Raw genomic sequence first — 12,072 nt, forward strand, 5'->3', positions numbered from 1 at the left:
AAGTGAAACCTACCTATAGGGACTGACATTTAAATAAGAGACCCCTCATGCACCCGCCAGAGCCCATCTACCCTTGCTACCTTCCGGTCCTGGGGGAGTTCAACAGGATGACGCCACATGAGGGGCCGTCGACAAGCTTACCCGAACTTGGTTCGCCGTTCGAATCGGGCTCAGTCGGTGTGGAAAACGCTCGACGGCGGGCGGTTGGCAGCGACATCGGTGCATTGTCTGAGGCGTGGAATAGGATCGCCAAACCAGCCCCGCTGCAACGGCCCGGGAGGGTGATTTTCGCATGGGTCGGAGATCTACGGTTTAGGCGGAGGCATGGCGACGTTTGCGTTTATTGACGAGTCCTTAGTGAGTCGTCGAAATGGTGATGATGTCTATGTTCTTGGAGCGGTGGTGCTTGCCCAGTGTGACGTTGACAGTGCTCAGGAAGTCTTGCTGACACTGAAAAGCAGATCGGCCAAGAAGCTCCATTGGCGCGATGAACAAACTCTTTCACGCCGCAGGCTGGTCAAGGAACTGTCCAGCTTGCCCCTGACTTGCTGCGTCGTGGTTCGATCCCAGCCCAAGGGAGACAGCCAGGAAAGGCAGCGAAGACTTTGTTTGGAGCGGCTGTTTCATGAGCTCGATTATCTCGGGGTTTCGCGCGCGGTCATTGAGTCCCGGGGTAACGCAGACGACAGACGCGACATGAAAATGCTTCAAGTCCTGCGTTCGGCACGTGCGATAGGCCCCGGCATTCGGATGGAACACATTCCCGGGCCTAAAGAGCCCATGCTTTGGGCGGCGGATGTCTTATGCGGCGCTGTCGCGCAAGGGGAACAGGGTGTGGCTGATTACTTTAACCAGATAGCTTCCCTGGCCCACGTACATCGGATCTGATGAGAGCTTAAAGCGCGAAGCCCCAGGCCCTGTCATCCGGCAGGAACTCCTGAGGCTCACTTCCACGACCACCTCAATGGTATGGCGTGCTATTAGTATCCGTTGGCAAGGCTGGCCAAGTCAATCGGTGGGGCCAATCACCGCCACCCACTAACCGGCCACGTCATGAAAGCCGGCTCCTCGTAAGGGTGCGCCGCCCGCAGGGCCAGCACTACGCCGTCGAGCGCTGCTTCCTCAACCACGCACTCAACCCGGATTTCCGGCACCTGCTCCTCGATCCCCACCTCTCCGACGAACGGCCGGGCCCCCGGTTGGGGAGTGAACCGGCCAGTGCCTGGTGATGTGTAGAAGCAGTGGGAGTAGTCGCCGATCCGGCCCGCGCCTGCGTCTCCGATGGCCAGCAAAACCTCTTCGATGTGCGTCTCCGGTACGTAAACCACCAATGCATGAAGCTGCGTCATGGAGACATCTTGTCAGCAAATTAGGCTACAAAGCGGTCTCAACCATTGCAAAAGAAGGAACGGCGGCGGACCATGTTTATGTACACCGATTGGGGCAATCTCAAGGTTGTGAGCTGCGGGGCCTGGGGGCGAGGGGCCGGACCCGGTAGCTCAACGGTTGTGCCGCAAGAATGGGCGCGTTGGGGGCGTCCATTTTTCCGTTAAGCGGACCTTCTTCGTGCCTGTCGGGCGGCGCCGATTTCGCTCGATTACACGATGCTGAAATTCTCAGGTACAGTTGTATCTGCTTTCGAATCGGAAGCAAGGAGAATTCGCCTAGCGGCCTATGGCGCACGCCTGGAACGCGTGTTGGGTTAACGCCCTCGGGGGTTCAAATCCCCCATTCTCCGCGTTTGGCCCCAGTCTTCGGACTGGGGCCTTTTGCGTTCCTGGACGCTAACCTGCGTCGGCTGCGTTCCCGGATGCTAACCGGCGTCGGCCTGTTGCTCCGCATCCTGCTGCTGGGCTTCAGCCACCCGCTCCAGGACCTCGCGGCACGCTGCCGTGGCCGGGTGGATCCTGCCGGCCGTCCTGGTGGAGGTGAACACCGTCCGCTTGGGCAGCCCTGGAAGATCAAGCAGTTGGACAGTCCGGCTCCGGCCCGTCCAGACGAGGTCCGGCATGAGGGCTACGGCATTGCCTGACTCAATGAGCCGGATCTGTGCTTGGAGGTCGGCGGTTTCGTAACGCACGTCCGGTTCGAAGCCAGCCGACCGGCATGCCTGCTCGGCCCAGTGGCGGGAAGCCGCACCCCTTGGCTCCATGACCCACGGCATCGATGCCGTGTCCGCGAGCGAGGAAACCGTCTCGCCACCCAGCCCGACAGGGGGAGTGGCCAGGCGGATGGCGTCGCTGGTCAGCGTGACGCGGTCCAACCCGCTGTGGTGCGGCGCAGCATGTCCGGGGTACTGCTCGGCCACCACCAGGTCGAAGTCCCGTGCCCACGTTTCGTAGAGGGCTGTCTCCGGCTCGCGCTGGGTCATTTCCACACGCACTTCCGGGTACTCCTGACGCATGATGCTGAGGAAGCCGGGCAGAAGTGCCAACGCGGCCGATTGGAAGACGGCCAGACGGACTGTTCCGGTGACCATGGACAGGGAAGCGGCGAGTTCGGTTTCGGCCCGCTCCAGCGTCTCCAGCAGGGCAGCGGTGTGCGCCACGAGGATCTCTGCCTGCGGCGTGAGTTGTACGCGGCGGCCGGCCTTGCGCAGCAATTCCACCCCGGCTTCCTTCTCCAGGAGCGTCAATTGCTGGGACACGGACGAGGGGCTGTACTGCATTGCGTCGGCCACTTCGGCAAGGGTGCCGCGGATCTTCAGTTCGTGCAGCAAGCGCAGCCTGCGGACGTCCAACACGATGGCCTCCAAAGGTTCGGGATGGGTAATGAATATTCGTCAGAAAAGATCGCTTTTCCTAATGGGATTGTAGATCCATACTGATGGAAACAAACAAACTTCTCCGCCTCAGAAGGAGCCCCCATGACCAGCACCCTCCCGGATGCCACAGCCCCGCGCACCCAGGATTCCGGGCAGTTCGATGCTCTGGCCCACGAAGCCATTGCGTTGGTCCGCCACTGGTTGACCGAAGCCAGCAAGATCCCCGTCGACGTGTCCGCCCAGCGCCTCGCCGGCGTCCTGAAGGACCCGAACGGCCTGGACTTCACGGTCGGATTCGTCGACGGCGTCATCCGCCCCGAGGATCTGTCCGTCGCCGGCCGCAAACTGGCCGAACTCGCCCCCAAGGTGCCGAAGTTCCTTCCCTGGTACATGCGCAGTGCTGTCCGCGTCGGCGGCGTCATGGCTCCGATCCTCCCGCAGGTGGTTATCCCGATCGCCCGCCGGGTTCTCCGCGAAATGGTGGGCCACCTGATCGTTGATGCCACCGACGCCAAGCTTGGCCCGGCCATCGCGAAGATCAAGCAGGACGGCGTGCACCTGAACGTGAACCTCCTGGGCGAAGCTGTCCTGGGCGAGCACGAAGCACAGCGCCGCCTCGAGGGCACGCTCAAGCTGCTGGCCCGCGACGACGTGGATTACGTCTCCATCAAGGAGTCCTCCACCGTGGCGCCGCACTCTCCGTGGGCCTTCGACGAAGCCGTCGACCACGTTGTGGAAAAGCTCACCCCGCTTTACCGCCTTGCGGCATCCTTCCCCAAGCCCAAGTTCATCAACCTGGACATGGAGGAATACAAGGACCTCAGCATGACCATCGCGGTGTTCAAGCGCATCCTGGACATGCCCGAATTCAAGAACCTCGAGGCCGGCATCGTCCTCCAGGCATACCTTCCCGACGCCCTCGGTGCCATGCAGGAACTGCAGGAGTGGGCCACGGCCCGCCGCGCCCAGGGTGGCGCGCCCATCAAGGTCCGCGTGGTCAAGGGCGCCAACCTTCCCATGGAGCAGGTTGAGGCCTCGCTGCACGATTGGCCGCTGGCAACGTGGGGCACCAAGCAGGACTCCGACACCAGCTACAAGAACGTCATCAACTACGCCCTCACCCCGGAGCACGTTGACGCTGTCCGCATCGGTGTTGCCGGCCACAACCTCTTCGATGTTGCCTTCGCCTGGCTGCTCGCCAAGCAGCGCGGGGTCACGGAGGGCATCGAGTTCGAGATGCTCCTGGGCATGGCAACCGGCCAGGCTACGGCTGTCCGTAAGGACGTCGGCAGCCTCCTGCTCTACACGCCGGTGGTCCACCCGGGCGAGTTCGACGTCGCCATTGCCTACCTGATCCGCCGTCTCGAAGAGGGCGCAAGCCAGGAAAACTTCATGTCCGCGGTCTTTGAGTTGAGTGAAAACGAAGCCCTGTTCAAGCGCGAGCAGCAGCGCTTCCTGAACTCCCTGGCCAACATGAAGGACGAGGTTCCGGCTCCCAACCGCCAGCAGGACCGCCGTCTCCCCGCCGAGCCCGCGCTGACCGAGGGCTTCCGCAACACCCCGGACACCGACCCCGCCCTGCCGGCAAACCGTGCCTGGGGCCGTGACATCCTGGGGCGCATCCCCGGTTCCACGGCTGGGAACAAGATCGTGGAGTCCACCAAGGTTTCCGACGCCGCCGAGCTTGAGCAGATCATCACGACGGCGGTCGAAGCCGGCAAGGCGTGGGGCGCACGCCCCGCCGCGGAGCGTGCAGCCATCCTGCACCGCGCCGGTGAGGTCCTGGAGGCCCGCCGTGCCGAACTCCTGGAGGTCATGGCCTCCGAAACCGGCAAGACCATCGACCAGGGTGACCCCGAAGTCAGCGAAGCAATCGACTTCGCGCACTACTACGCCGAGCGTGCCAAGGACCTGGAAAAGGTCGACGGCGCCACTTTCGTCCCGGCCAACCTCACCGTGGTTACTCCGCCCTGGAACTTCCCGGTGGCGATCCCCGCCGGTTCGACCCTCGCGGCACTCGCCTCAGGTTCCGCCGTCGTCATCAAGCCCGCAAAGCAGGCCCGCCGCTCCGGTTCCGTCATGGTGGATGCACTCTGGGAAGCCGGCGTCCCCAAGGACGTGCTGGCTCTCGTACAGCTCGAAGAGCGGGACCTTGGCACCCAGCTGGTGTCGCACCCGAGCGTTGACCGCGTGATCCTGACCGGTGGCTACGAAACCGCGGAGCTGTTCCGCTCCTTCCGCCAGGACCTGCCGCTGCTCGCCGAGACCTCCGGCAAGAACGCGATCATCGTCACCCCGAGTGCCGACCTTGACCTGGCGGCAAAGGACGTTGTGTACTCGGCGTTCGGCCACGCCGGCCAGAAGTGCTCCGCTGCGTCCCTGGTGATCCTGGTCGGTTCGGTGGCCAAGTCCGCCCGCTTCCACAACCAGCTCATCGACGCTGCCCGCTCCCTGACCGTGGGCTACCCGGAGAACGCCACCACCCAGATGGGCCCGATCATCGAGCCCGCCAACGGCAAACTCCTCAACGCGCTCACCACACTGGGTGACGGCGAAAGCTGGGCGGTTAAGCCCGAGCGCCTCGACGAGACGGGCCGCCTGTGGTCGCCGGGCATCCGTTCGGGTGTCAAGCGCGGCTCCTACTTCCACCTCACCGAGTTCTTCGGACCGGTCCTGGGTGTCATGACCGCCGAGACCCTTGAGGAAGCCATCGCCATCCAGAACGAGATCGAGTACGGCCTGACCGCCGGCCTGCACTCGCTGGATTCCGCTGAAATGGGTGTCTGGCTGGACAAGATCCAGGCCGGAAACCTGTACGTCAACCGCGGCATCACCGGTGCGATCGTGCAGCGCCAGCCGTTCGGTGGCTGGAAGAAGTCGGCCGTCGGTGCCGGAACCAAGGCCGGCGGACCGAACTACCTCATCGGCCTGGGCAGCTGGGTCCCCGCTGAAGCCAAGGCCAAGCGCGGCACCGTCCTTGAAGGTGCGGCTTCGCAGATCCTGGCTGCGGCCAAGTCGGCTGACGTCACCGCCGAGGAACTCCAGACCCTGGAGCAGTCGCTCTTCAGCGATGCCGAGGCTTGGGCAACCGAGTTCGGCACCCGCAAGGACGTCTCGGCACTGACCGCGGAGCGCAACGTCTTCCGCTACCGCTCCCTCCCCGTGACTGTCCGCCTCTCCGAAGGTGAGCGGCTCGCAGAGCTGTTGCGGGTTGTGGCGGCCGGTGCTGTGGCTGGTTCAAAGCTCTCGGTGAGCTCCGCCGTCGTACTTCCCGACGCCGTGGTGAACGTGTTCGCGAACCTGGGCGTTAGCGTGCGGGTTGAGGACGACGCCGCGTGGCTGGCCCGTGCGGCATCGTTCGACGGCGGCCGCATCCGCCTGATCGGTGGAGACTTCGCCGCGCTGAGCGCAGCCATGGGTGGGCGTCCCGACGTCGCCGTTTACCACGGCGCGGTGACCCAGGCAGGCCGGATCGAGATGCTCCCGTTCCTCCGCGAGCAGGCAGTGTCCATCACGGCCCACCGTTTCGGCACCCCGAACCACCTCTCGGACCACCTGATCTAGCGCGTCCAGCTCCAAAGACTGAAAGCCAGCCCTTCGGCGCAACCCCCACTATGTGGGTCCGCGCCGAGGGGTTGGCTTTCTGTTTTCGAGTCAAGCGTCCGCGTAGCCCAGCCGCTGCAACCTGCGCCGGGCCGCTTGTTCGCTGGGCCCATGGGATCCGAGGGCGAGCCGGACCATGGCCAGCACCACCCTGGCAGCCGTGATCACTGGCAGGGGGACCGGCCCAAACCGGGGCCGCTGAAGGCCCAGCAAGTCCCTGTATTTTGGCTCAAGACTGGCGATGGCTGCCCCGAAAAGGATGCTGTAGCCGGGCTTGAGGAGGGGGCTCAGCGGCGGACGTTGAATGAACGAGACCGTCTCGGCCAGCCGTTCATCTGCCCGCAGGATTCCTGATGCGTACCAACCCTCCAGCTCCTCGCGGACCTGGGCTTCGGTGACGGGTGGGTCCTGCACTCCCATGAGCCGGCCGGCCGCTGCCCATTCGCGGACGTAGGCGTCAGCTCCGCCTGGGATGGAGACGCCCCAGATCCGGTTGGCCGTCAGGAACGAGTCCGCGTAGGTCACGTGGACCCAGCGGAGGAGTTCGGGATCGTTGGCAGCGTACTCGTGGACGGCACCGTTCCCGTCCATGTAGGTCCCACGGACCCGTTCGTGGATCCTGCGGACGACGGCGGTGGCGGACTCGGCGGCTTCGGTTGATCCGTACGTCACTGTGAAGATCCAGCGCACGGTGTTGGCCAGGCGGCCCAGGGGATCCTTCTGGAAGCCGGAGTGCTCGTAGACGCCGGCCAGCGCGCCGGGGTGGAGGGCCTGCATCAGCAGAACCCTGATTCCCGCCACGATGGTGGCCACGTGACCATGCACCGCCCAGACGGCCGACCCCGGAAGGTGGTATCCGGCGTCGTTCCCTTCCGCCAGGCGCGGCACCCACTCAGGCGGCGTCCCCGACGTCCCGGTGAACGTGCGCTGGAGCTCGTGGCGGTACTCCGTGAGGTAGTTCCTCATGCATCCTATGAGACCTCACTTCCGCCAGACCGTACAGAGGGAGTTTTCGTACAGCTAATGCCCTTATGAGCGGCTCATAAGGGCATTAGCTGTACAAAAACTAGCGGGTGGCGCCGCGTCGGGAAGGTGCCGCCGCCACCAGCAGGGCGGCGATTGCGACGGCGGCACTCAGGATGAGTCCCGGACGGTACTGTTCCAGCATGGCTTGGGCGCTGACGGTTCCCGCGGCTTGGCCATGCCCGCTCACCAAGGCTGTGGTGACGGCGAGGACCAATGCGGCACCAACCTGCGTGCTGGTCTGGATGAGCCCCGCGGCCAGGCCCTGCTCGGAATCCTTGATGCCTGCCGTGGCCTGCACGTTGATGGACGGGAAGGCCAGGGCGAAGCCGATGCCAAGCAGGACCACCGACGGCAGGATGTCCAGCGCATAGTTCGGGGTAGTGCCGACCCTGAGGAAGAGGACATAGCCCAATCCAAGCGCGGTGAGTCCAGTGAGGATCAGCTGCGTGGCTCCGAACTTTTCAATGAGCCGGTCGGCGAACGGAGCGCTGGTGGCCACCAGCAGGCCCGCCGGCAGCAAGGCCAACGCCATTCCGAGAGGAGTCCAGCCGAGCACGGACTGCAGGAACATGGTGACGATGAACTGGAAGCTCAGGTAGGAGCCGAACAGCCCCACTGCGCTCAAGTTGGCCCGTGCAACCCAGCCTTCTTTGAGGATGCCGAAGCGGATGAGCGGGTGCTTGACCTTGTTCTCGATGATCGCGAAGGCGGCCAGCACCGCGGCAGAGACTGCGAATCCGGCGATTGTTGCCACAGATCCCCAGCCCTGCTCTGGTGCTGACACCAAGGTGTAGACCAGGCCGAGCATGCCCAGGGCGAGCGTGACGGCTCCCCAGATGTCGTGCCCGCTGTTCTCTGCGGATGGCTTGTCCTTGGGGATGAACTTCATGCCCAGCAGGACCACGATCACTGCGATCGGCACGGAAACCAGGAACGTCCAGCGCCAGCTCAAGCTGGTCATCAGGCCGCCGACCACAAGGCCCAGGGAGAACCCGCTGGCACCGAACGTGGTGAAGATGGAGAGTGCCTTGTTGCGCGCGCGGCCCTCGGCAAAGTTGGTGGTGATGATGGAGAACCCGGTGGGGGCGGTGAAGGCCGCTGCCAGCCCCTTCACGAAACGGGTGGCAATCAGGATGGCGGGGTCGTCCACCAGGCCGCCCAGGAGGGACGCGGCTGCGAACACGGTCAAGGCGATGAGGAAGATACGACGGCGGCCCAACAGGTCCGCGAGCCGCCCACCAAGGAGCAGGAGGCTTCCGTAGCCCAGGACGTAGGCGGAGACGATCCACTGCAGGGAATCGGTTCCGAGGTGGAGTTCCTGTCCGATGGAGGGCAAAGCCACGCCGACCATGGAGACGTCCAGGCCGTCGAGGGCAAGGACGGTGCAGACAACCATCAGCAGAAGCCACTGGGCCCGCGTCCAGCGGACCGCTGTTGCTGCTGTTGCCAAGGGTGGCTCGACAGGTGTTTTGAGGGTGGTGGGTGAGGTCATGCGATCAATCTATATGACACGTCATTCAATGACAAGGAATATGACGCGGAATCTTATGACGTGGATTTTAATGCCCGGATGGCCTAGGATGGGGACATGGCAACGACGCGTGACCGCCAACTGGAAGACCGGGAATTGGTTGAGCAGTGGCGCAGCATCCAGGGCTCCTACTTCCGCACCGCAGGAGCAATCGACCGCGCCTTGGAAGCCAAATTCGATATCGGCCTGAACGAGTTCGAGATCCTGGACCTTGTTGCCGACAGCGAAGAATCCTCGTGCCGCATGAAGTCGTTGGGGGAGCGGACACCCATGACCCAGAGCGCCGTGTCCAAAGTGGTGGACCGCCTCGAAAAAGCAGGCCTCGTGACCCGCCAGACCTGCGCCGAAGACCGTCGCTCGCTGTTCCTGGAATTGACCGAGGCCGGCCGCGCACTCCACTCAACTGCCGCTGTCGAACACCGCGCGCTGCTGAAGGAAAACCTGGGCTGACGGGGGTCTGTCGGGCGAACCGCCGGGCGCCACGATGGGTGTGCGCCGATAAGCCGGCGAAGACGAGGCTGACTAGTTGTACTTGTGGGCCTGTGGCCACCCAAGTGCCCTCGACATCCGCCGGACTGACTTTCACTCCCTCTGGAAAGTAGTAACAACCCGTTAGGGCCAGGACCAAAGCCAAACCTGCTCCAGTGAGAACTTACCTCCGCGCTACCAACTCACTTCTTCCGCCCAATAGACTCAGGACGGATGCGCCGAGGCCGTAGCATCGAGCCCGGCCTCCTTTGTAAAGGAAACTCCATCGCCGTCGGGGTCGCCAAAATACCAGACAAGGCGGCGGCCCTTTTGTTGCTCTTCAAAGTGGAGGTGCGAAGATTCGCGAGTCTCCTGAATCGTGATCACGACGCTTCGCCCAATGCGGAGAGCGGCCCGTGGCCGGATCCGGGCGCCTTCGCCTGGCAAGCACTTCATCCAGCCGGATGCGCTAGGTCAGTTCGGGTCCAATGCGTCGTTTCCAAGTATTCGTCTTCTTCCAGTCGCCGAATCAGTTCTTTGGAGCCGCTAACTCTGGTCCTCTGGAGGTCGTAATGGGTTAGAACAAACCATGAGCGATCAACAGCCCACCAATTCGTTGGCGTATATCCATACTTTCCTATGCCGACCAGTGTTGGCAGTTCACGAATTGGACCCCGCCAGAGGTGGTAAGAGTTAAAGTCTTCCGCGGGCAATGATGCAAAGAAGGCAAAACAATCTGCCTCCCCCCGCTCACCAGATTCAGCAGCTATCACATCAACAAGAGTCTCAAAGCTGGCCTGGTCCATTGACCCCTCAGGTGGAGGCGTGACCGCTGCAGGCCAAGACCCCGGTGGAAACCACCTATACCCTGGTCGGGTCTCATGCGGATCACTAAGCCTATGGCCGCTCCGGTGCAGGTACTCCGCCCAGGTCAATCGGGTCCAGCTCGTTTCTGGAGTCGCCACGTAACCCAAAGGGACTCCTGAGTCGATGGTAAGGGCATCTACATTTACCTCGCCAACTAGAAGGGGCATCTCCCCGGCAGCCGCGCGAAACTGCCGCAAGTCTTCGTGGCTTCCGGCCGTAGAGAGTCCCGGGTTTTCAAACATGGTATGTAGAACCCAGATATCGGCTGGCCACCCGTCAGCTTCAAGCCCAACTGAGGAATCAGCTTCAGGAAGTTTCAGCAACCACTCCAACTCATCTTCAGCGTTAGCAACGCGCCTCATTTTGCTCATGTCGCAATCACCGCAGGATCACTTGATGGACGATTCCTCCGGATCACACTATTGCAAAATCCTTGGGGCCACCATCGCGCAAGCGCGGACTGTCCCCATCTCATCTGAGATGTATCTTCCATGGCTGCTGTCCAGAGTTTCCGAAGACATCGATTGTGTCTCCATGGTCATCGCTGAGGCGTCGACCGATGAATGTCCCATCCGGCCGCTCGACAACAGTGCCTTTTCCTCCGCCGTACTTCGGAAAATTATCGGTCGGCTTGGCACCTTGGGCTAGGTCGTTACACACCCCGGCCGGGCCCAGCACCACTTGCCGGCCGCCGGGGCAGTCGGGTGAAGACTTACAGGCCTTCGGGGAGGGGCCGGCCTGGTGGCGCAGGCTGCGGGTTATGAGTCCGGTGAATGGAATTTGAGGCTGAGGTTGTTACCCGTATGTACTGTCACGAGAATGCCGGTTGACCAGTTCGCCATTCTGGCGTCGACCAGCGCCTTGAGCGCGCTGATTTGATCATCGTCGGGTGTGTAGTCCTTGCTCGTGGTGAATTCCATGACGCACCATGGCAGCTCTGTCCCGTCGCCCCCGACCCGGTCGATAGTTGGAAGGGACCCGCTGGCCTTGCCAATAGGGGGCGAGAGTTTCTTTGCGAGATCTTCGCATTCCGCGGCTGCGGCATAGTCGCCTATGCATCCTGTGAGTAGTGGGGTTAGCAGCAGAAGGAGGGCGCCTGATGCCAATCCACGTTTCATGGTCTAAAAGTAGCAGCCCCGGTGGCCTGGGACCGGCTGGTTCGCCGCTGAGGGTGTTCGACAGTCCAACGTCGTTGAACTGCGCTGGTTGGTAGCCCGTAAGGGGATTCACTACCGGATTTTGCGTTGTGGACACGGGTGCGTCTGTCGCACGCCCTTTGATTTCACCTCAGGGTAGATCTGCGGGGTCGGGAGCGTTCTTGCCGAAGGATCCTGATTATCAGAATAATGAGAAAGACATGGAAGAGCGCCAGAAGGATCCCCGCGGGCCCTGAGAGAAAGATAAACGACAACACAGCGGATAGCGCGGAAAAAACTATGGCGGCGGTGAGGGGTTGCCGGCTCATTGTTCTCAGATTCAGCAAATTCCAGACTCCCACGACGAGGCCAAAAAGGGACACCGTCGCGAAGGCCACGACCACGGTCACGACCGTGGCGTTCCATCCCGTAATTGCAGGCGTTCCTACGGTCTGATGGGTCTGGAATTTCTCGTTCAGGTCGACCGTATTCATAAACGTAATCCAGCCGGCGCTACAGCCCAGGATCAGGTCGATGAAACCCAAGCAGTACCGTTGGAACCTCGTTTCCCCGTCAGGAACTAGTGGAAGGGCTTCCTCCATCGGTTCCGTTTCTTCGTCGGCTTCCCTTGTGGAACCGGCGGGGGCCGTTACCGGTTGCTGTTCCTGGTTCAAGTA

The 12,072-nt window shown here is 62.5% G+C and carries 10 protein-coding genes, 1 tRNA gene and 1 other RNA gene; 5 read left to right on the forward strand and 7 right to left on the reverse strand.

From position 1 onward, the window contains the following. Positions 1-33: 33 nt before the first annotated feature. Positions 34-130: signal recognition particle sRNA small type (gene ffs, locus ACFUOZ_RS09050), an RNA gene on the reverse strand. Positions 131-324: 194 nt separating this feature from the next. Between ffs and ACFUOZ_RS09055 the strand changes: the two genes are divergently transcribed. After that, positions 325-888: a DUF3800 domain-containing protein gene (locus tag ACFUOZ_RS09055; RefSeq protein WP_377547004.1), complete on the forward strand. Its 564-nt coding sequence runs from the start codon at positions 325-327 to the stop codon at positions 886-888. Between the two features lie 137 nt (positions 889-1,025). Here the strand turns inward: ACFUOZ_RS09055 and ACFUOZ_RS09060 are convergent, their stop codons facing one another. Next, positions 1,026-1,349, reverse strand: coding sequence for a hypothetical protein (locus ACFUOZ_RS09060; protein ID WP_377547006.1), 324 nt, complete (start codon positions 1,347-1,349; stop codon positions 1,026-1,028). A gap of 304 nt (positions 1,350-1,653) precedes the next feature. On the opposite strand from ACFUOZ_RS09060, the gene ACFUOZ_RS09065 reads away from it, so the two are divergent. Further along, positions 1,654-1,738 (forward strand) — tRNA-Ser (locus tag ACFUOZ_RS09065). A 75-nt stretch (positions 1,739-1,813) separates the two neighbouring features. Here ACFUOZ_RS09065 and ACFUOZ_RS09070 read toward each other — a convergent pair. Next, the gene (locus ACFUOZ_RS09070; protein WP_377547009.1) at positions 1,814-2,743 is read right to left on the reverse strand and encodes a LysR substrate-binding domain-containing protein; all 930 of its coding nucleotides are present in this window, start codon (positions 2,741-2,743) and stop codon (positions 1,814-1,816) included. A gap of 123 nt (positions 2,744-2,866) precedes the next feature. On the opposite strand from ACFUOZ_RS09070, the gene ACFUOZ_RS09075 reads away from it, so the two are divergent. Then, positions 2,867-6,328 carry a proline dehydrogenase family protein gene (locus ACFUOZ_RS09075; protein WP_377547011.1) on the forward strand — a complete coding sequence of 1,154 codons (3,462 nt, stop codon included), beginning with the start codon at positions 2,867-2,869 and terminating at the stop codon, positions 6,326-6,328. 90 nt (positions 6,329-6,418) lie between these two features. Here the strand turns inward: ACFUOZ_RS09075 and ACFUOZ_RS09080 are convergent, their stop codons facing one another. Next, positions 6,419-7,333 carry an oxygenase MpaB family protein gene (locus tag ACFUOZ_RS09080; RefSeq protein ID WP_377547014.1) on the reverse strand — a complete coding sequence of 305 codons (915 nt, stop codon included), beginning with the start codon at positions 7,331-7,333 and terminating at the stop codon, positions 6,419-6,421. 100 nt (positions 7,334-7,433) lie between these two features. After that, the gene (locus tag ACFUOZ_RS09085; protein ID WP_377547016.1) at positions 7,434-8,885 is read right to left on the reverse strand and encodes an MFS transporter; all 1,452 of its coding nucleotides are present in this window, start codon (positions 8,883-8,885) and stop codon (positions 7,434-7,436) included. 96 nt (positions 8,886-8,981) lie between these two features. Here ACFUOZ_RS09085 and ACFUOZ_RS09090 point away from each other — a divergent pair, with 96 nt between their 5' ends. Further along, the gene (locus tag ACFUOZ_RS09090) at positions 8,982-9,374 is read left to right on the forward strand and encodes a MarR family winged helix-turn-helix transcriptional regulator (protein ID WP_377547019.1); all 393 of its coding nucleotides are present in this window, start codon (positions 8,982-8,984) and stop codon (positions 9,372-9,374) included. 1,281 nt (positions 9,375-10,655) lie between these two features. Then, entirely contained in the window at positions 10,656-10,907 is a 252-nt protein-coding gene (locus ACFUOZ_RS09095) for a hypothetical protein (protein ID WP_377547021.1), read from the forward strand. Positions 10,908-11,017: 110 nt separating this feature from the next. Here ACFUOZ_RS09095 and ACFUOZ_RS09100 read toward each other — a convergent pair whose 3' ends face one another. Both ACFUOZ_RS09100 and ACFUOZ_RS09105 read right to left on the reverse strand, forming a co-directional pair. Further along, positions 11,018-11,377, reverse strand: a complete 360-nt coding sequence (locus tag ACFUOZ_RS09100) for a hypothetical protein (RefSeq protein ID WP_377547024.1) — start codon at positions 11,375-11,377, stop codon at positions 11,018-11,020. 164 nt (positions 11,378-11,541) lie between these two features. Beyond that, on the reverse strand, positions 11,542-12,069 hold the full coding sequence (locus tag ACFUOZ_RS09105; RefSeq protein WP_377547026.1) for a hypothetical protein: 528 nt from the start codon (positions 12,067-12,069) through the stop codon (positions 11,542-11,544). Positions 12,070-12,072 lie beyond the last annotated feature (3 nt).

Source organism: Paenarthrobacter sp. NPDC057355 (genome assembly GCF_042667405.1).
Taxonomy (GTDB): domain Bacteria; phylum Actinomycetota; class Actinomycetes; order Actinomycetales; family Micrococcaceae; genus Arthrobacter.

What these genes read in the sequence shown, in the direction of transcription:
- ACFUOZ_RS09090 (WP_377547019.1), top strand. Translation starts at nt 8,982, where the DNA reads ATGGCAACGACGCGTGACCGCCAACTGGAAGACCGGGAATTGGTTGAG.
- ACFUOZ_RS09085 (WP_377547016.1), bottom strand. Translation starts at nt 8,885, where the DNA reads ATGACCTCACCCACCACCCTCAAAACACCTGTCGAGCCACCCTTGGCA.
- ACFUOZ_RS09060 (WP_377547006.1), bottom strand. Translation starts at nt 1,349, where the DNA reads ATGACGCAGCTTCATGCATTGGTGGTTTACGTACCGGAGACGCACATC.
- ACFUOZ_RS09095 (WP_377547021.1), top strand. Translation starts at nt 10,656, where the DNA reads ATGGACGATTCCTCCGGATCACACTATTGCAAAATCCTTGGGGCCACC.
- ACFUOZ_RS09100 (WP_377547024.1), bottom strand. Translation starts at nt 11,377, where the DNA reads ATGAAACGTGGATTGGCATCAGGCGCCCTCCTTCTGCTGCTAACCCCA.
- ACFUOZ_RS09075 (WP_377547011.1), top strand. Translation starts at nt 2,867, where the DNA reads ATGACCAGCACCCTCCCGGATGCCACAGCCCCGCGCACCCAGGATTCC.
- ACFUOZ_RS09080 (WP_377547014.1), bottom strand. Translation starts at nt 7,333, where the DNA reads ATGAGGAACTACCTCACGGAGTACCGCCACGAGCTCCAGCGCACGTTC.
- ACFUOZ_RS09055 (WP_377547004.1), top strand. Translation starts at nt 325, where the DNA reads ATGGCGACGTTTGCGTTTATTGACGAGTCCTTAGTGAGTCGTCGAAAT.